General features: G+C 36.2%; 14 protein-coding genes and 1 pseudogene. 5 read left to right on the top strand and 10 right to left on the bottom strand.

Going from position 1 to position 21,095, the window contains the following annotated elements:
- The 5 genes from AC3M61_RS07600 to AC3M61_RS07580 form a co-directional block, all read left to right on the top strand.
- Positions 1-1,338 (top strand): hypothetical protein (locus tag AC3M61_RS07600; RefSeq protein WP_500780271.1); only part of this gene is annotated, 1,338 nt, incomplete at its 5' end.
- A gap of 22 nt (positions 1,339-1,360) precedes the next feature.
- Positions 1,361-2,242 (top strand): hypothetical protein, encoded by an 882-nt coding sequence (locus AC3M61_RS07595; protein WP_500780270.1) that lies wholly within the window; start codon positions 1,361-1,363, stop codon positions 2,240-2,242.
- Positions 2,243-2,258: 16 nt separating this feature from the next.
- Complete coding sequence (locus AC3M61_RS07590; RefSeq protein WP_500780269.1) at positions 2,259-4,706, top strand: dynamin family protein; 2,448 nt, start codon at positions 2,259-2,261, stop codon at positions 4,704-4,706.
- A gap of 28 nt (positions 4,707-4,734) precedes the next feature.
- Positions 4,735-4,905, top strand: a complete 171-nt coding sequence (locus tag AC3M61_RS07585) for a hypothetical protein (RefSeq protein ID WP_500780268.1) — start codon at positions 4,735-4,737, stop codon at positions 4,903-4,905.
- A gap of 456 nt (positions 4,906-5,361) precedes the next feature.
- Positions 5,362-6,018, top strand: a complete 657-nt coding sequence (locus AC3M61_RS07580) for a hypothetical protein (protein ID WP_500780267.1) — start codon at positions 5,362-5,364, stop codon at positions 6,016-6,018.
- Between the two features lie 1,031 nt (positions 6,019-7,049).
- On the opposite strand, the gene AC3M61_RS07575 is transcribed toward AC3M61_RS07580, so the two are convergent.
- The 10 genes and pseudogenes from AC3M61_RS07575 to AC3M61_RS07530 all read right to left on the bottom strand — a co-directional run.
- Positions 7,050-7,655, bottom strand: coding sequence for a DUF996 domain-containing protein (locus AC3M61_RS07575; RefSeq protein WP_500780266.1), 606 nt, complete (start codon positions 7,653-7,655; stop codon positions 7,050-7,052).
- Positions 7,656-7,785: 130 nt separating this feature from the next.
- Positions 7,786-8,685 carry a restriction endonuclease gene (locus AC3M61_RS07570; protein WP_500780265.1) on the bottom strand — a complete coding sequence of 300 codons (900 nt, stop codon included), beginning with the start codon at positions 8,683-8,685 and terminating at the stop codon, positions 7,786-7,788.
- A gap of 61 nt (positions 8,686-8,746) precedes the next feature.
- On the bottom strand, positions 8,747-11,713 hold the full coding sequence (locus AC3M61_RS07565) for a DEAD/DEAH box helicase family protein (RefSeq protein WP_500780264.1): 2,967 nt from the start codon (positions 11,711-11,713) through the stop codon (positions 8,747-8,749).
- Positions 11,714-11,717: 4 nt separating this feature from the next.
- Positions 11,718-14,303: a site-specific DNA-methyltransferase gene (locus AC3M61_RS07560; protein ID WP_500780263.1), complete on the bottom strand. Its 2,586-nt coding sequence runs from the start codon at positions 14,301-14,303 to the stop codon at positions 11,718-11,720.
- On the bottom strand, positions 14,284-14,784 hold the full coding sequence (locus AC3M61_RS07555; protein ID WP_500780262.1) for a hypothetical protein: 501 nt from the start codon (positions 14,782-14,784) through the stop codon (positions 14,284-14,286). Before AC3M61_RS07555 ends, AC3M61_RS07560 begins: the two co-directional genes overlap by 20 nt.
- 21 nt (positions 14,785-14,805) lie before the next feature.
- Complete coding sequence (locus AC3M61_RS07550) at positions 14,806-16,791, bottom strand: AAA family ATPase (RefSeq protein WP_500780261.1); 1,986 nt, start codon at positions 16,789-16,791, stop codon at positions 14,806-14,808.
- A gap of 3 nt (positions 16,792-16,794) precedes the next feature.
- The gene (locus AC3M61_RS07545) at positions 16,795-17,067 is read right to left on the bottom strand and encodes a hypothetical protein (protein WP_500780260.1); all 273 of its coding nucleotides are present in this window, start codon (positions 17,065-17,067) and stop codon (positions 16,795-16,797) included.
- Entirely contained in the window at positions 17,064-18,419 is a 1,356-nt protein-coding gene (locus AC3M61_RS07540) for a DEAD/DEAH box helicase (protein ID WP_500780259.1), read from the bottom strand. Before AC3M61_RS07540 ends, AC3M61_RS07545 begins: the two co-directional genes overlap by 4 nt.
- 315 nt (positions 18,420-18,734) lie before the next feature.
- A complete protein-coding gene (locus tag AC3M61_RS07535) occupies positions 18,735-20,657 on the bottom strand; it encodes an ATP-dependent helicase (protein WP_500780257.1) in 1,923 nt (640 codons plus the stop codon).
- A 117-nt stretch (positions 20,658-20,774) separates the two neighbouring features.
- A pseudogene (locus tag AC3M61_RS07530) lies at positions 20,775-21,095 on the bottom strand (MBL fold metallo-hydrolase); the annotation flags it as partial.

Raw genomic sequence — 21,095 nt, 5'->3', positions numbered from 1 at the left:
TCAGAGGATACGTCTTTTAGTGAAGAAATAAAGACATATTTAACAGAAATATCCAACTATGCAAACTATCTGCGGAGCGCGTATGGAATAAAAAAACCAAAATATGAAGATATACAGAAAGCAACAAACTTCATGCAAGTAGAGGGATATATCAACTACATTTCACAAACAAAAGCAAAAGTGGAAAGAGACTATGTCCACGCTACGGCAATGTCTAGCACAGCTACGGAAATCCAAAACCGGGTAAAAACTTCTATCTTGTTACTCTCAGAACAAAAGGAAACGATAAAGAAGGCACTTGATGAATTCCTTGAAAAAGTAAATAATCTAAACAACAACTCACTCTCAATTCCAAGCGTGATAGACCAAGAATTTGAGAAGATGGAAAACGAAATAAAAGAAAACCTGAAGAAAATTAATAGCGATTACATAAGCCAAATTATTGATTCCGCAAAAAAACTATTTGAAGAGCAAAAAAAGGAACAGTTAGAGTATCTTGAATATAAATTTAAAAAAGAGCTTCAAGATATTCTTTTCGGAAAAAAGGATTCCAAGGAGATTTCCTTCAGGGTGTATTTTGACCTCTCAGAAGACACCGCGAGAAGTTTAGCTGACAAATCCTCGGAACGTCTTCAGAACGTACAGGCAGTACTTAAAACTTCTTTAAAAAACTTGGAAGAAGGTTTAAAGTATGAACTAAACAGACACCACGAAAATTACATAAAAGCCCTGACAGAATTAACTAAGAACCTCCAACAAATCTTACAACTTAATCATGATGAATACCTTTTCCAATTGCCAAGCATATCTGTATCTGAGATAAGTATATCCAATTATCTTTCTGATTTTGCAGAAAACACATCATTTAGATTTAAGGGAGATTTGATAAACTTGTCCGTTGATGCTTTACTGAAGGAAAAGAATTGGTTTGACAAATTTGCTGATTTCTTCAAGGTACTCTTTGGCGAAAAAGTTTCGAAGTATAAAACTGATGAAAAAGCTTGGAAGGAACTCATGCAATCCGTGGAAAAAACGGTAGATGAACAAGTAGAACAAAGTATTAAAGGGCTCAATGAAAGGTTAGAAAAAGCTTTAAGCAACGAAAGTTCCAAATTTTTTGAAAAAGAAATCAAGCAAAATCTTGACCACCTCAAAGAAGAGCTCAAGAGTCAATTCGATAACTACTATAGTTCCGTGACAAACGCCGTTAAAGAGTTACGCTCTGATTTAGATAAAGATATACGTTCGAAAGAACATCTGGCAAAATTGTATAAAAACATTGAAAAAAGCTTTAGCTACATATCAAAGATATTAAGAGATATTGAGCTTATTGAATGATTAGTTAAGGGGAGGCACCAACATGCTCTTGAAAGATTTTTTCATACGATTAATAAAACACAAAGAAGGCAGAAGTGGGCTTGAAGAATTAGCACACTTTTTGAGGCTACAAGAAGTCGAATCCAAACTTTCGAGTTTGGATAGTATCGATACAAATTCATATGAGTTTAACAACCTTTCGTTTGATTTAGCACAAGCTCTCAGCTCAGCTTTCGAAGAAAAACTGGAAGCATTTCTTAAGACTGAAAATGGTATTTACAATCAGTACTCTTTTCTTTACACATTACTCGATTTGTCCGTGCCTGGTCTTGGTGAAGAACTAAGAAAAGTCATATCTAACTACCAGGACTTATACTATGCCATATACATGGTTAGCAAGAATGCAAAGCTTCTGAATTTTGAGCAACTAACAAGAGTCAACGAGGAAAATTACTTAGTAAAAGAATTTAAAGCATTCCTCTCAAAAAAGAATTCAGAAGAGTTTAACAAAATTGTGGAACTAATAAAACAAATAGGTAAGCTCTGGGAACTGTACATCGAAAAACTCGACGATGAGCTGAAAGGTAGCTTCGTACATGGCTTTAACACGGCAAAAAAGACCGTTACGGATTATTTAAGCCGCCCTCAACCAGTTGCAAATCAGCAACAGATAACCAAATCTGGGTACAAGCCTTCCGGTTCGTATAAATCATTTAGCACGACCCATAGACACATTAAAAAAAGTAACGCTAAGGTTCTCGTTATTATAACAATCATTGCAATTGTTATGATTCTAATATCAATTCTTGTTTTAACAAACCGTTCCAAGACAACAGGACAAAATAATAAAGAAACATCTGTTTTGCAAATTGATTCTCAATTACTAAGCTATCATGACTTTTCTTTCCTCAGGAAAAATTCTTAGACGGCAGGGATAAAACGTGAAGAATAGCAAAGTTACCGTAGTTAATTCTCTCAACGACCTTTCAGAAAAGCTTGACCACACCAAGATTTTGGTGTGGTCAGGTTTTGATTCACTGCATGAACTACTCGATAAGCATAATGAAGAACTTGCACCATACGCAAACGGAATGTTATACATAGTGAAAGAAATCCACTTCTCAGATGGAGCTTTTTGTAAATTAGGAAAGTGGCGTTTTCAAGCTTCTTCCTTTTCAGAACTAATTAGTAGTATTCTTGCACATCAGTCAAAACTGGATAACGTTACTCAATTAAGCGATATACCCAAGGTCTATTTAAAAACAACGGATGAAAAGTTAGTACTTGAAACAGAGCAGCAGTTCCTAAATGCTCGAATAGTTGCTTTCGTCCAAACGGTTCAAGAAAAAAAACAAGATTTTTCAGTGAGAATGTTAATTGAGAACAAAGCCACTGTGTTAAAATATCTGGATGCAATTGTCAGTTCCTCAAACTCAAAACAAGCGAGCATTGATGAAATTGCACTCAAAATAAAGTCAATTTTAGAATTAATAGAGAACATAAAAGCGAAAAGATTAAGACTTGCTGTTGTTGGAAACAAAAAGTCTGGAAAAAGCGCGTTAATTAACGCACTTCTTGGAAACGAATATGCATTCTCGAGTTTCGAACTCCCAACTCCTGGTACAGTCATCTACACTCCAAACGGTAGTCTGCAAATTACTGTTGAATATCGGGGTCAAAAATTGCAGTTCCATGATATTAAGGAATTAAAGAAATTCCTCAGAAAAAAATTCTCAGAAGCAGTTAAATCTAAAGAAGTAATCCGGGAAATGGTAGTGTATTACCCTTCGAATTCAGAGATAAACTATGAGATTTGGGATACACCAGGCACTGACTTGGCAGGTGTAGATTACGAAGAAGCACTTAACGAAGCTTTACAAAAAGTCGACGGTGTAATTTTTGTTATTGACTACTCCAAGTATGCACAAGAGAGTGAAATAAATTTGCTGAAAAAGGTGTTTCGTGAATGGGAAGCAAGAGGGCGAAAGACCCCGGTACTAATTGTTTTAAACAAAATTGATGAGATGTTTTCTGATGCAAACAGTAACCAAAATATAGAATCAGCAAGAGAATTCATATACCAAAAGCTACTTACTCTCGGATTTTCCAACTTCGTTCTAATTCCCTGTTCTGCATTGATTCATTTCAACTTTATAAAAACACTTGAACGGATTCCTAAACTAAGGGAAGCGGAGAATATCGCAGAAGAATTAGAAAAGATAGATGACGAAATTCACAAAAGTAAAGAATTCCAAACAGATGGTTTTATTACACATTTTACAAGCATTCAGAACTTTTTTAAAACCATAAAAGTAAAGCACATTTCAAAAAAGAACACCTCAACTATGAATTTTGAAAGGCTTCTCGAATACACAAACATACCTCTGGTTTCCGATTACGTAAAACACGTTTACGTGAGAAAGCTGCTCAAAGATGAAACCGAAAAATTGCTCCGAAAATTGAACGGGTTATCGAAAATACTATTGTTATATACAAAACTTACCAAAACACAAAAAGAGCAAGCTAAATTACTGCTGGGTTCTATCGATAAAGGCTCGAGAAAGGATACAGCAATAGAAAAAGCAAAGAATTCTGTGCGATATTTCAAACAACTGTTCGATGAGGATAAGAAAGTCTTATTAAAAAGTATACATAAGTATACCAACATTTATTTTTCGCATATTGTTAACAACTACGTTGTTCGCTTTTATGAGCAACTTTATAGTGACCTCTACTATATTTTACGCAACAAGAAAGAACCAATCATAGATTTCAACACAACGTTGAACGAGGTAAAACATCTGCTGGAGAAGTTTCTTGACAATCTCCAGGAGATGATAATGGCGCATATCAATATAATTAAAAGCTCTGCTTTACAAGACAAAGAAAACTTTGAAAAAAGCATAAGGAGAATAACAGATGTTCTTGCACTAATATCACCGGCACACTCATTACACATTTACATTGTCAATAACCTCTACAGAATTGATAACTTGACGCTTAAATGCGTTGCACAATTCGAGCACCTTAAAAAACAAATAGAAGAAATAAGCCCACTTAGTATTGATATGCGAAATTACATAAAACGAAAACCAGTTCACACACTTTTATTAAATGTTATCCTCAAAATATTGACTTTTGGGCGCTATGACTACGAAATATACAAATGTGATACGCAGAAACTGGAGAACTCCTTCAACGAGGTATTGACAAACTTTAAAACAAAATTAGTATCTCTCTTAAAAACGGTAATAACTGAAACCTCTTCTGAAATCGAAAAGCTATACGAAGAACTGAGAATTGAATACGATGAGAAATCTTACCTTGCTCTAAAGTATATTTCAAAACTGCTCGAAACCATAAACGAAGTGCAAATGAGTTTGGAGTAGATAGAGTAGATAAGGAAATTGAACCTACTTGAAAAACAATATGTTGACGTTCTCTTCGGAAAAGCCAATAGTAGCTTGTCCTTTTGCAAGAAAGTTCACACTTAGAAACAGAGAGAAATTGACAATAGTTTTGGCAGATGTCTTAAGAGATTACCTTGTCGAAACAGGTCAAACCCCGATTATTCAAGCAAGTTGGTAAGAAATTCAAGCTCAGCAAAAAATGACTTCGAGGGAAAAGACAGGTTTGATGGTTTTTTTAAGAGTTTAAGGCTCTATTAAGCCTAACTTTCCAGAACTTTCATATATTATTCTTTCTTAGAAACCATTAATGCTACAAAGTATCCTAAAACCAACTCCAAACTATTTCTTTAATGGATATTTAACACAATGGATTACAGCTAGCTACCATTTTGATTTTAGTATTTTGTAACTTTGTTAATTAACAGAATTACCAATTCCTTATACCCCTGCTAAACTTGTACCAGATTTGAGAAGTCATCAGTTATCGCGGTATTTACCAGTATAAGCTTCCTAATATTAACAGAGAGTTTTTGACAGGATAAATGTTATTGCTTTATAAACCTCTATATATCAAACTTTGCTGAAAGGGGGAATGCTCAGATGGTAAAAGTAAAGAGTATTGTTGGAATAGTTCTTGGAATTATTTTTTTCGCATTTTTGGAAAAAGCTTTTTTTTGCTTCCTCAGCACTTAGAATGGCTTGGCTTGTAGGTATCCTAATTTCGACATTTTTGGGTGTCTTCTTCGCACCTATTATTAGTTTAATCGGTGGAATAGTTACTGGAAGCATCGTTTCCATGTTTTTAGATGACAAATTTAATCCGTCGCACTTCGCTCTTGTACTCAACGATAACGGAGAAAATGTTGATTATGTTACAGGAACGTACCTTTCTTTAATAATATTTACACTACTTGCGGTCTTAATAGCAATATTGAAGAAATATGGCATGTTAAAAGGTGTCTTTAAACCTGTATTGTCAGTTATCTTGATAATAGTAATACTTTTCACAGGAATTATTTCTTATTTATATGGTGCAAGTAAAATATTATATAAAATTGACGAAGGACTTAGTTCATGGTGGAAATCACTGTCGCGTAGTGATGCATTAGTCAATATCATTATACTGCTTATAGTCGTACTTGTATCCCTATCCTTAGCCATACTCATATACAAATTATTCCAAATATTGCAAGTTATAAAGTCTACTAAAAAAGGAACCGGCGACCTGGATAAAGATAAACCTGAAAATGATACAAAGATCGTGCCAACCGAGAATTCTGAAAACAACTGATAAAAAACACTAAGCAATAAAGAGCTCTAAGATTTAATAGTTTCCAAAAGTGCTATGCAAGAGCAAATATATTTTGTACCTTTCGATCAACATAGCTCTGGTATTCCACCAAAAACTTTTGGTGCATCCTTCATGAGCAACAGCTTGGCGGTGACACTTTGCTATGGGCTTAGTAGTCGGAGACTCATGCCGTAAATGTGGCAAGTACATGGGATGAAGGCGGTCGTTCCCACCCGAGGAGGTCTGACGGACACACTTATTGATAACCTACTCAGTGATGGGTAGCAGAACCGTCAGAAGTCAAGAGAAGTCATAGTAGTCGAAAGATGGAAAGCAGAAAACCGAAAAGGGCTACCTTGGAGAAAGAAGTGTGGAACCCGAGGATAACCAAGGATTGCGAATGTCATCAACGACAGTTCCAGAAACACAATCCAGAGTGCAGTAGCGCATGACAACTAAAGAAACCGCCGTATACCGGTCGGTACGTACGGTGGTGTAAGAAAAGACTGGGTAAATTACCTAATTACCCAGTCTTTATTCGCTTACATTGGTACCTTTCTTCTTTATAAAGCTTTATGTATTCTCTCATATTTCACTTGTATTCTTCTTTCTTCTCTCCTTTCATCTTTACTAATTCTTCTTTGAAATAACTTTCGTCTATATCTTTCTCTTTTAGCTTCCTCATTGTCAGGATATAAATTACCTCCTTTTGCCCTTATTTGCATTATGCCTCTTGTCAATTTGTCCTATTTTCTTTTTACTTTCGAAATTCTTGCCAAGGAATTTGTCTAACAATCCGTTGCTTAAGTTCAGTAAAATATTTCCTATGCCTTTGACCTTCTTTAGCTAAAAAAACACCCCCTCGATGGTTTTACTTTTATCACTTAGGGGGTTTTTCGTTTTGGTTTCAGTCCAGAATAGGCTAAAGATGATTAAAATAACCAAAAAGCGTGTGAGATGTTATCCTAACACACAAACACAGAAATCGATAATTACCAACCAACCTGTCTTAGCTGATAGCACAACCTAACTCACATCTCTTGCGCTGGAAATTCCTGTTTGATAGTAAACAACCCAATGATGCAAAGAATAATTCCTAAAAGTATCCCTATCGCTCCTACGCCAAAAACAATCAATAGAATACCGCCCCATTTGAACAATTTCGTTGCTTCGGAGAAAATCTTCATGTTTGTAGCTAAAGCCAATTCTTTACAGGCTTTGTAGAGGAACATGTAATACAGGATCATTAGGATTACACCCACAATCAATGGTTCTACCGAAATCTGCAACTCTAAACGCCCGTTGTTGAACAATGGACTAACGAAATAATCAAAGAATGAAAAATAAAAAAAGTTAACCCACAACATTCCAGTTATATCTGTAACTGCACTACCCACAAAATAAGAAGCTATCTTCTTTCGCCCAGTTGCTTTTGCAAGCATGAGTGCTCCGACAACAAGCAGTAGTAATCCTATTAAATGTATGATTAAACTCACAAAGGTGTTGGTTGCGGATAATTTTGAAACTTCAATCCTACGATAAACTATAAAATCCAAGAACGGTCCCAAAGATGGTATTAACGAAAGAAACGACGAAACTAACAAACCTATCCCTGCAATTCGACCAGCTTTCTGCATGGTTTCCCCCTATACAATTTACAATTAATGTAACCAAAAAAACAGATTTAGTGCTTGCGATACTTGGAAACACCTTTTTATCCTCATGGTCTACTCTGTGGTTGGTAGGTATATTTTGAAAATAATGTTTTTACTCCTCTTCAAAATAATCCGAATCAATCTTTTTAATCTCAATAACACTATCCACACGCACGCCGAGGTTGTATTTAATCATATAATCGAGCAACTTGTCACCATCGATAAGAACAACTTTTATATCCTTGATGTTTTCAGCATATTGCAGAGCTTCTTTAGTAAACGATGCAGTTGTGATGAATATCCCCTTTCTTGCACCCTTGCCATGGAGTGCTCCAACAAAGCTCTGGATTTCCTTTCTACCTATCGATTGTCCAGGATTGTATCTTTTTGCCTGAAGGTATATATTATCCAACCCGAGAACGTCTTCTTTAATCACTCCATCAACACCTTCATCGCCACTTTTTCCAAGCACTTTGCTTGCTTCTTCGAACGACCCACCATATCCCATCTTCACAATCAATTCCAAAACAAGCTTCTCAAAAAACTGAGGACTCTTTTCAAGAATTCTCTGTTTTAATTCGTCTTTGAGCTTTTCTTTAAGAATCTTAAGTTGTTCAGATATTATTTCTTCAGGTGGTTGTTCAGTTGGAACGCCAGTATTATTCTCCACTGGCTTATCAGCGAGGTTTTCCAAATCCTTGGAATAAATCACTTTAGGATTCTTTTTCAATACATCCAAGCCTCGGCGCGTTATTCTATAGACACCCCTGTAGACACCCCTCTCATTCTCTGGATTTTCTATAACTGAGGCTCTCCTTAAATGAAAAATTGACCATCCAACTCTATTAATGAAGATAAAATCATTACCACTTTGAAGCCTCATCCTTCTTTCTTCTTCTGTAACGTTAAAATACTTGGCTAAATGTTCGATTATCTCTTTTTTTGTATGTTCTTTCCCATCTGCAAGAAGTTCGAGAATGGGTTTATAGCATTCATAAGTTTTTGGAAGCATTTTGGATATCCTCCTTTTTGTACCTAAATCCTCTTTTCTCGGACGATTGTTGGGAAACATTTCACCACTCATTCGTGAACTCACTGTTCACTTGCTCAACAAGTGCGTTGATACTCCTTATCCAATATTGGGTATATTTCTTTGAAGATTCTCGTTCTTTGTTATACAAGAACAATCTTACTTTTACTTCGTAATCTTCAGCATAGAATTTTTTCGGCACTCCGTTGTCTGTGAAAAGTTCCTCGAAACCATCTATCTTTCTTTCTGCATCAACGTGTTCAGTGCCTTTTGGATCAACAAAAACGACCAGATATCTGTTGCCTTTCTTGAACCAGAATATGAAATCAGGATAAAAGCGTGCCTCCTGGTCATCTTTATCAAGATAAGGTATGTAAATATTATCCTTTCGTTCAACAAGTTTACTGAAAAGCCACCAATCAACCTCAAACTTGTTTGACGCTGAGCGTAATTCGTTTAAGAAATCGATTTCGCTTGGTTCTTTAATCAAATCAGCAATCTTGTTTCTAACTACTTCTCTGTTAAGTGCCTCTAGGACAGGAACGTAATAATGTTCTTCAAAGAACTCTATCAAAAGGTCAATTCCTGAGGATTCGCTAACTGAAAGAAATTCTCTTCCTTTCCTACCTCCATAAACTTCGTCAACTGCTTCCTTTACATGCTGGACTTTATCCTCTGGAAGTCTGATAAGAATCCTTTTGTAATGATTAATATGTTCTTCATCGTCAACTGAGAACAAAGCGGTGTATTTATAACCATAGTTATTTTCAATCGCTTTGACTACTCTTTGAATTGTGTAATACCAACCTATACCTGTCTTTCGTGAATGGTCTATCACGAAGAACTTGTTTTTATTATTCTCGTTAAAAATCTCTCTGAGTAGTTGTATTTTAACGCGGGCATATTTGCTTTTATAAAAGAACATAAAGTACAGCATCTCATCAGATGTGTTTTCGACAACGCTTTTTGCGTCAAAGTAATCCCTTTCGTAAACAGACAGAGGAGTGAAACGTTCCAAGAAGTGTTTGTCAAATTCTATTTCGACTTTTTTTGCAACAGGTATAAGAAGCTTGTTATTACCTATCCTTTTTTCATTCTTGCGTAACGTAATCTCCTTGCCCGAGAAGTCGGACACTGTTTTAACGCCTTCAAGTATCTTTCCAATTATATCCTTCTTTGTGCCCCATATGTATAACGTCTCAAGAGGTTTTATTAAGTTCCAGTATCTTCTAAACCGTTTGTCAGTTTCTAACCTTCTTCTGTCACCGCTTTTTGTTGGCTGGATTCTGAGTCCTCTTCCTATTGATTGAAGCACAAATTTTTTAGCCTCATCACCTGTTCCGATGTTTACGAAAGCTATAATATTCGGTCTGTTAGAATCCCAACCTTCGTAGAACGCTCTTGAACCAATGAGTATATTTATATGCTCATATTCATCCAAATTAGAGAAATAATCAACTTTTTCAAACCGTTCTTGCACCTTGAGGTTAAACTCTTCTATAAGCATATCGGCAAGCTTCTTAGCATCTCCGACCTTTATAAGAGCAAATGGTTTATCGCTGGTCATTAATTTCAGAGCAAATTCTTTATCTGAATTTGAGGTTACGATTTCAATATCACCAGGAGTCTCGGCATTGAAAACTTCTCTCAATACATCACCAGGGGTTATTGATAAGAATTCTTCCTTGGATAGTCTTAAATCATCGTCTTCGTTCTCATCAAATGGACGATTTACTGGTGAGCTAAGCAGGTCTTGTTTTAGTTTCTCAAAAACCTCTTTGTTATCGAGATACTTTTCAAATCCTTCAATAGAGGATATCTGCTTTAGCTTTTTAAATATAAGTTTCACATCAGAATCTTCGACGTTTACTGAGTTTCCTAAAAATACTGCGAGAGGGGAATGATATTCAACACTTAGTTCGGTGTTCTCCCTTATCTCCTTTGCTTTCTTTTTCAAATAAGTCAGCAACAGTAACATCTTTAGTATTATGAGTTCCTTCTCTTCACTGGTAAAATCTTCACTCTTCTTTACTTTAGCACCTATGTTTAAATTTTCCTGAAAGATTCTCAGCACTTTACCATAGCCTTCCCTGATATACGAACGAAGGTTGAATTCGTAGACCGTTGTTAAAATATCACGAATGTCCGTAAAGGTTGCTGAGAAATTAAAGAGGAACCCGTTTCTTGAAAGTATTGAAAAATACTGCTGACTCTTACTTGATTCCTTATCACCTTTGTGTGCCTCATCGAGGATTATGTACCAATTTCCGTTGTTGTCGTAGTCTTTGAAGTCAATCGTCTTGTCTCCTTGCCTGTCTTTAATGTTGTTCGACCTGTAGTAGAAAACTGGCAACAACAGGAAATCTCCCTTTTCCTTTACATCACCAAACTGTTTGAGTTCGAATAGATATGGTTTCTTGCTTGTGTTAAATCGATACTCCTCAAAGTGTTTTTGAAACTGTTCAATCAAGTCGTCCCTATATGTCAAAAACAGTATATCTCTTTTTGGTATAAGCCCTCGTTCCATGTAGATTGCAAGAATATCAATTAACTTCACAATTAAAAGCGTTTTCCCGCTTCCAGTAGCCATCCAAAAGCTCATTCTATTTGAGAAGTTACCAAATGAAATGCCTTCATCATAGCTGTAGAAAAACTTACTGAGAATTGAGAATATATCCCCATCTGACGGACTTATTTTTAGAGCATTCTCTAAATCCATATTAAAATCTTGCAATGCGAAATTTCTTAATTCTTCCCAGAACGCATATTTGTCTCCGTTTTTGATGCCATAGTAATAATACAAGGCGCGTATAGCATACTTGATTGCTTCAACTTGGAATTCCCAGAGACTTTTTTCGTTCGAAAAACTGCGAATGTCTATCTCCTTCCATTCTGCAGGAAGGTTTTCAAAATCTGGGACATATGTATCAACAAATTCCCTAAGTAGCGGAATGATTTCTAAAAAGCTTGCATTTTTTGATGACTTAGTTCTGTTTGAAACTCTTGGCATATTTTCACCACCAAATCAAAGGCTTAATGTATTCGATAGGAATATTGTCGAATTCTATTTTTCCACTCTTTTCTAAAATAACAGCGTTGTCTAATATCTTTAAGATTTTTTCACCCAAAACATTTGACAGAGTCTCAGCTATATCTATCTTCTTATCTGGATACAACTTCTCAAACGACACTTTAAATCCTGAGTCCGTTTTTTCCAAAACATGTTCTACAAACTTTGGAGAACGCATAAAGACATATTCACTGAATACGTCCTTGCCTTGGGAAGGCTGGAGCATGAGGTCTGCATGTTCATATTTTGCATTTCTAAGCACATCTTCGTATTGTTCAAGTTCGTAGTATTTGAAGAAACCACCGGCGTTGTTTTCGTTATAGAACTCTTTGACATCATCTTCTTTTGATATTCCTGACTTGTCGTAAGCTAAAACTTTTTTCATTCTGGGTAAAATTACTGTATAGAAATGTTCTCCCATTTCTATGCCTATCCACTTTCTACCCAACTTATGAGCAACAGCTGTGGTTGTGCCTGACCCAAGGAAGAAGTCCGCAACTAAATTGTTTTGATTGGTTGTCGATTTCACAACCCTTGCAAGTAATTTTTCAGAATTTTCCGTGTGAAAATCTGTTGTCGAGGAATATCCAGGAATGTCGGTCCAATTTGAATCAATCTGCTTATCCTCAGTAGGTGGTAGTAAATATTCTACCGTAACGTCATCAAGGTTCTTACATTTTGGACATCCTTTCCATGGCCCCGAAGTATGAATGTAACCACACTTTCTGCATCTTAATCTAATTCTACCTTCATTTTCCATCTGCTTTATTTTCTCCTGGCCATAAGTCCAATGGCGTCCCTTAGGTGGAGCTAATAAGTAGTCAAAAATATATAGTGGTTGTCCTTGTCCTTGAGAATCCATCGAGTGCCATCTTTCAAACTTGGCTCGTGGTAGTTTTTTGAACAAAAGATAAAATTGAGCAGCACCACTTTTGGAATAAAATAGTAGTGATTCTGTGGCTGTGTTAAAGCGTTTAACTTTTGGATCCTGCTTGTTAATCCTGTTTATTGTAATCTCATTTCTAAAATTTTCTTCACCGAAAACTTCATTCATTAAAAGCCTGATATACATATTTCCATTATAATCACACCTTACAAATATGCTTCCTGTTTCTTTTAGAAGGTCTCTTGCCAATCTAAGTCTGTTTTCCAAAATTGTTATCCATGTTGAATCTTTGTATTTGACTTTGTATAAATAATCAGCATCTTGTTCTTTGTTGAAAGGTGGGTCTATATATATTGTTTGGACTTTTTCTCTAAACTTCGGCAAAATTGTATTTAATGCTTGATAATTCTCACTCTTTATCAGCCATCCATCAAGTTCATCATCAAGCCTGTCAAATAGCTTGAGTATCTCTATCTCTATGTCTTTAAAATACTTAGTATCTATCGGTAAGAATTTGTATTTTGGGTTAATTTCCGCATTAGCTTCTTCGAAGAGATTACCTGTTTTAGTGTTAAAGACTTCTTCAAAAGTAAAACCTTCTTCTACTATTTTCAATTCTTTCCACTCGGCTATCTGATTTTCCATCCCGGGATGGTTTCGTAATTTTTCGATTACTTCTTTTCCACCAGGTTTTGCTAATATCCTATCAAGTGTGATTACATAATTGCTGTTGAAAACAAACTTTGGTTTGTTCCATATCTTGACAAGCTCATTCTCAAACTGAGCAATGAATTCTATTATCTTTTCTGCTATTTTCTTGTATGTTTGTATTTCCATTACTCTTTTTGCTGACCAAATGTTCTCTGAATCGAACATGTATTGGTAAATAAACATGTCGAGTTGTTCCTTTAAGAATTTCTCTGCATCTTTGTTTATAAAATAATCCACTTCCGACTGTTTGTTGAAAATTTGAAATGCTCTTTCTATATCATCTGTCGTTATACTTTCCAGTTTCTGCTTTAGTTCCTGCGAAGATATCTCTTTCACATTGCTTCTGACTTGCTTAGCAATTTCATCAACATTTGTTTCTTTATTTCCTTCCTTGTAATAACACTCGAGTATTATTCTTCCTTTTTCATCGATGTTTTTAAACGTAAAGTTAAGTTCCTTCTTTTCATTAGCTTTCTTGTGTTCCAAATTGCTGACATCGAACCAGAATGATAACTCCTCGCCATTGACACCTTTTATCGTCACTTCCATGCTTTGGTAGTTTTTCTCAGTTTTCACATAGTAAAGCATGTGTGTTTTCCAGAAAAGCGCAACATCGCTTTCTGGGTCATATACACGCTCGTAAATGCGTTCACTCCAAGGTGTGTAGGTGAAGTAGATTGAACCGCTTTCAGAAAAGTATCTTTTGAAAAATGTGTAGAGCTTTTCAAAAAGTTCCTCTCTGAAATCTTCTATTCCATTTTTTTCAAGTTCTTGGTCAACAAGTTCCATCAAAGCTGGTTTCACAACATTGTTGTAATACCCACTTTTGAATTTCATGAGGTTGATGTATCCGGATTTTCCTTCAATTTTTGCTCCGATGAAAAGGTCTTCAAGAGCTTGGTAAAATTCTCTTTCAAATTTCTTCTTGTCCATATTCGCTCTGTACCTCCTGTTCAAAATGTTTTAGACCGAGTGATTCATACGCTTTTTGTATCTCGAGTTCTAATTCTTCCAGAAATTCCTCTGGTTTATTGGCTTTTTGCAAAAGCTCACTTAGTTTATCTACACCCGCATTGACATATTCTTCGAATAGTGAATACATATCTTTCATTGTCCTTTGCTGTCCTTCTATTCCCTTATTTTCATTTTCTTTTAGAGAGAGTTCATATATCGCTTTGATATAAAGGTTAAAGTCTTTATACTCAATCTTTTCCAAGAATTCGCCACGGGAAACGTCTATTTTCTCACCTTGTGATGGTTTTCTCTCGCCTAAGTAGTAGCCATAGAAACCTGCAAGTAGGTAAACCTTTATTTTTCTGATTTGCGGATATATTTTCTTAAGAGAATCGATTATCGCTTCAATTTTTTCATTTCTTTCCTTATCCAACCTTAAGATTATAGTTTCGGATGCCATATATTTCACCTCTCTGAAGCTTCACTGATACCGTTCCACTGTAGTTACGTAGTAATCGCCAGCTTTTTCTGGCTTTAGGTAATGAATCGTGGAGGCTAATTTTACCAAAAGTTCCTTTAAATCTTCGTATTCTTGGTCGGTCATGGTTATTATTATCTGCCTTTCTTCTGACAATCTTGATAATAGTTTTATCAATTCATAATACGCTTCACCTGAGACATTTGTCAATGGTCGGTCAATGAAAATCGGAATTGAGACGCCAGCTGTTTGATGTATTGCCAAGGCAAGAGCAAGTGTAAGAATTGAGCGTTCTCCTCCAGAAAGTTCCTTTATCTGAATTGCTCCAGATTTATCAAATACGGTTAATTCAAATTCTTCAGTGAAGGCGATACTATCTATTAGGTCCTTCTTCCACATGACACGGTTTATATATTCTTTTGTGTGAGATGTTATATCCGTGGATATGATTTGCCTCAATTTTCCCAGTCCTCTACCTAAGATATCTTCAAGTGCCTGAACAAACTCAAGTTGTCTTTTTATAATCGCAAGCGATTTGTTGTTGTCCAACATTTCTTTCAATTCTTTCTTGTTTTGTTCCAGCTCTTTTTGTATGCTTTTTATATTGTTGGTTATGTCATATATTTTCTGTTGAATGTTATCCCTAAGCCTTTCAAGTTCGACTTTCTCGTTCTGGTGTTGCTCCAAGGCAGATGATACATCTGGTGGAAGGTTCTTTGAAAGTTCATACAATCTCTTGTCAAGTTCTGAAATTTCTCTTTCAACAACGCTGATTTGTTCATTTAGAATCCTTATTTGGGATATGTTCTTAACAATTGTTCTTTTTAGCAAATTATAATAGTCCTCAGAAATAACTAACGATTCCGAGGTCAAGGACTTGTAGAGTAAGTTCAAAAGTTCTTCAGACAGATGGCTTCCACAGACTGCACATGTCTTGTCATTAATCATGCGCTCAATAGCTGTTCTGGGTATTTCTTTTAAGATAGAAGGTTCCTTTGATCCGGACAATTTGTAGTGCTCTTCAACAGCTTTCCAACCAAACGTATACGAGGCTTCATCAAGAGTAAGAAGTAGCTTTTCACTCATTAATCGGTTTTTATTTTCTATTTTCTCCTGCTTTTCTGACTCAAGTTGTTCAAGTTCAGCCTTTAAGCGTTCGTAGTCCTGAAGAGACTGAAGTTTCTGAACTACTTCTCTGAGCCTTTCCGTAACTTTTTCGTTCTCTTGCTTGGCTTCTTCTAAACGTGTGTTCAGTTCTTTTAGAGTCTTTTCCTGCTCTTCTATTTTGCGCGAAATTTCTTCTAATCGCTTGTTATTCTTTTCCATATCGCGAAGTTCTCTGTATATTACCTTGGTTCTCACTTCTGAGAGGAAATCTATGAAGTCCTGAATATCTGATATTCCAGACAAACGTTCTACGGTTCTCTTTATCTGCATACCACGTGCTTCTTTTAGGTAAACATCAAGACTTTCACCATCAAAGAAAAAGTGTTCTCGTAGGTCTTTCGGAAAACGTTTTTGAATTTCTAACTCTCTGTCTACCGTCACTGGTGAATTATTCAAAAAAACAGACAAAGGAACGGCTTCTATTGCTGGACTAATCTTGCCATTTGAAACGATAAATTTTGCATTTCTGTTGACTTTTAACTGTTCCTTCTCCCCAGCGAAAGCCAATTTGACATGTGTTCTATACTGACCATCATTCTGTAAGCAAACCTTTGACAATATGCCTATATCCGGAACAGAGTTTGAATTTCTGCCGCTGTTGAAAGAAGTTTCAATGTTAATATTTGCTGGTCCATAGTGTCTTTTTGTAGAAAAGAATTCTTCACCAAACAGCGCCCAATTAACTGCCTCAAGGAACGTTGTTTTCCCTGAACCCATCTTTCCTACAATTACATGTAGCTCGCTGTTTTTATTGTTTTCGAAGTTAAACTGAGCATCAACGTACTGACGATAGTTAGCAATCTCAACTTTAACAAGTCTCATACTTCACATCTCCTTGCTGTTTTCAACATTTTCTTTTTGAAGTAGGTTCGAATCGTTTCTATTCCAATCTTTCAAATCTTCTGCAAGGAAATTTTCAATTTTTTCTTTCACTTTTCCAAGTAGTCTCCTTTCGTTTTCCTGACCGACTTCGCTTAGATATATTCCGAAAATCTCCATTACAAAATCTGCAACCAAGTCACCATCTGCTCCGAATACTGATGAACAGTCTTCTAAAATTATTTTGTAGAGTTGTTCGGAAACCCTTCCTGGTTTCATATGAAAAACCCCCTCTTTATTTCGGACACAGTCCGTATCGCTTCAAACGCGTTTTCAGCACATTGAGCCATTATTTCAACTCGAGAAAACTCCACTTCTAAGATTCGCTTATAGACCCTATCACTTTCAAAACCGGTTGGTTTCGGGAATACTACAACATCATATACACATGCAAATTTCTTTGCAGGAGCTATGCGCAATACCCGACCAAGCCTTTGGATATATTCGCGAGGGTTTGTAGAACTCGAGAGAATTATAGCTTTGTCCACTCCCGGAACATCTACACCTTCATCAAGCATCTTAATTCCTACAAGAATGTCTATCTGTTCTTCTTCAAAGAGTTTAAGGACATATTCTCTTTCCTGCTTGGAAAGCTCCTGTATAAATTTAACAGCGTTTATTTTCTCTGTGTTTAGAATTTCCATAACTTGGTCAATGAGTTGTTCATCACAAAAGATTATTGTCTTTCGGATCTTTCCGTGTGCTTTTAACAGGTTCAGTATTCGATGTAGAGCTTCGTATTTCGAGACCGAAGCCTTGAGAATTTTGCTCCTTTTGAACAGCAATTTCTGAAGCTCGGGATCATCTTCAAGGTCTCCATAATTAAACTTTTGTAGATAGTTTGCTTTTTTGATTATCTTTTCTGTAACTTCACTATACTTTTTCATCTCTTCGTCTGTTAGATAACATGGGATTGGATAGTAGTAATATGGGGTCAAGTATGTTCTCAATGTGTCAGGATTCACGTTATTCACAGCTTGGCAAAGTGAGAATTCAAATACGACTTCTCCAAAGTACTCGTGAAGGAAACTGTTTCCAACTTCATCATACATACGTTTCGGTGTTGCGCTTAACCCGAGCCTGTTTTCGAAGTGGTTAGAAAGATTTTCCCTTCGCATTTTAGAACCGATGCCATGTACTTCGTCTGCAACGATAGTTAGTTTCGCGACTTTATCAAGAGCAATTTCCTCGATGAGATTGTTCATTTTTTCTCCTACAATGGTATTGTGCGTAGAGAGGAATATAACGTTCTTGAAGATACCGAGTTTAACTTTTCGAAGAACCTTTAGTGCTCTTTCGTACCAATTTGGAATACCTGAGTGGCATTCTATAACTGTATCGGCTTTCAAATCATACCGTTCAATTGAACTTTTCCATTGTGTAACAAGGTGAGAATACGGAGCAGAGATAAATACTGCATTCTTTTCAATCTCCTTAAACAATCTATCCACGGCACCAATTGCAGTGAATGTCTTTCCAGTGCCCGTCGCCATCGAAATTATCCCACGACAATTATTATTAAACCACGCGTCAATTGCTGTAACCTGATGCGAATGAGGACGTATTTTCATGCAAAGTAATTCTCCCTCATTATAGTAAAAAGAAAATCTGAGAATTTCATATCTTCATATCTTTTGGGTCCTACTTTTAATATTATACCTCACTTTCTTATTCATGTAACACATCTTTTCGCAAAAAGAAAAAATTCCACAAGCGTTTTGGTGCTTTGTGGAATTGACTAAGCTTTTCATGCTTTATTGGTATTTGATTTTTTCAAATCTCTCTTTATCCTAATTCTTTACAACTTTACAAAATCACTATCAAAAGTGCAACTATTCCTATTATCACTATTGGCACCAAACATCCACAGCCACAATCTACTAAATCTAAACTCTTTCTATCAAACCATTCGGCAATCTCTCAACAAAATCAGGCAAGTCTTTATGTGGGTTATCTTCCCTTTTGTGCCATTGCGATTGGGAGATATACAAAATTTCTTCCGCCCTTGAGATGGCTGTATAAAATATCCTCTCTTCTTCGTCAAATAAGCCTTCTTGGACCGAGCGAGAGTCAGGAAAATCAGCTGGATTAACTCCTACGATAAAGACGATTTTCCACTCTTTACCTACTGCTTGGTGAACTGTTGAGAGAGTTATCGCATCCATAGTGGATATATCAAGATTATCAGGATTATCAAAATTTCCCAGTGATAATGTGTCTGAGGACAATGTAATGTCGTCAATAAGGTCTTTGTTAGAAGCATATGCGCTCGCAAAGGTTATTAGCTTTTGTATGTTTCTATCAATTTCGCTGAGCTTGTTTTTGCTTTCGTATTTTTGTGATATTGCCTTTGAATAGAAATTTTCGTAGAAGGTCTTTAGTTGTTTGGACGGCGGTTTGTTTATCGAATTTTTGAAAACTTCTTTTAGCAAGTTTAAATCGCAAGCTGTTATGCTTATTTCAAAGAATGCTTCAAGCGGATTTTGAAAGTTGCTAAGCACATTGATTACTCTAAACGCAACCTCATCGTCTATTCCCTCAATGTTTACAAGAACCCTATACCAAGCCAGTGAGTCAAACGGATTTTGGAAGATTTTTAGAAAGGAAATCATATCTTTTATATATGCTTGGTCCGTGATTCTTTTGTCTGAATGGTTGACGTATGGAATGTGTCTTTTGCGTAATTCTCTTTGCACGTTGTAAAGGTAGTAGCTTTTTCTTGATAGCACGGCAATGTCTTTATATGCATACCCTTGCACTAAATGTTTTTCTATTATTTGCACCACTTTTTGCGCCTCATCATCGTCGTCTTTGGCGATAATTACTACGGGTTTTTGCTTTCCTTGTTTGGTAGAGTTTAATTCTTTTGGAATTGCACTTTTTGGTATGGCAAAATTGAGCAGTGCAACTATTTTGTCTGTGCTTCTGTAATTGGTTTGAAGTGTCAAGACCTTTGAGTCTTTCATGGCATCTTTTAGGTTATCAAGCCTTGCTCCAGCAAAGGAATAGATGCTCTGGGCATCGTCGGCTGTAATGAAAAGGTGGTTATCTGCTGAAAGTTTTTTGAGAAGTTCGTATTGGATGGGAGTTGTGTGCTGAAAATCATCAACAAAGAGCCATTTGTATTGGGATGTGATTTGAGAGCGGATAGTCGGTTTTTCGTCCAATAGCTTGATAGTCTTAGAAATTAAGCCTTCAAAGTCCAATATGTTGCGTTTGGCTTTTTCACGTTCGTAAGCGTTGTAGAATTTTTCAACAAGTGATTTGGTATCGTGTTGGTTTTGGAATTGTTTTTCGATAAGCTCAGAGATTGGAGTGCAGGTGTTGATTGAATCTGAGTAAAGACTGTAGAGTATGCTTTCGTGGGCAAGGTAGTAATCAGTGTAAAAGGCATCGATATTTTTGTTTAAACTCAGTAGTTTCATATACTCTTTTGCATCATGTCTGTCGAAGATGGTGTAGTTTGGTGATATATCTATCTCATTTGCATATGCTCTGAGCCAGGTGTTGCAAATGGTATGAAAAGTGCCGGCAAGAATTTTATTTTCGCGTAGGTTAATTCCTGTTATTTTTTCAACAGTAGAGATTATCTGATTGGCGGATTTGTTTGTAAATGTAAAGAGCAAGATTTCAGAAGGCTTGACACCGCTAAGTAGTAGGTAGGCAATCTTGTGTGCAATTAGCGTTGTTTTGCCAGTCCCAGGTCCAGCGAGGAGGATTGTCTTTTCATCCGTCATTTTAATAATTCTTTGTTGGTATTCATCGAGTTTCTCAAACGCCCAGAACGCTTTTGAGTTTTCTTTTTCCATATAAGACAATTCATCCTTTCAGCCTTTTAAAGCACTACCTATTTTTAGCTATCGCATTCTTTTGCTGTCCCTTTTGCCATCTACGTTCTTGCGTCTGAGTAGCGTTTTTACCCCATCTTAAACTGTTTCTCCTGATAATTTCTTTTTGACCAACTCCCCACTACAGTGTAGTGGTATTATCTGTTCAATTGGCAAGCTTTTTAGAATCGAGAGAACTTTATCAACCTTTTCCTCAGATGATTTGTAAAGATGAAATCCTCCAATGAGGAGTTTGATTTTCTTATCAAACAATTCAAGTGCATCAAGGACTATGTTTATTATCCCTCTGTGTGCGCATCCGGTTATAAGCACAATTCCATCACCTTCGTCAATGACAAGGTTTAATTCTTCTTCAAAAAAGTCCCTAACGTGTTCGTTGTGCTTTATAATCTGAAAATT

This window comes from Fervidobacterium sp. (assembly GCF_059913585.1).
This window is presented reverse-complemented; position numbering and strand designations above follow the sequence as displayed.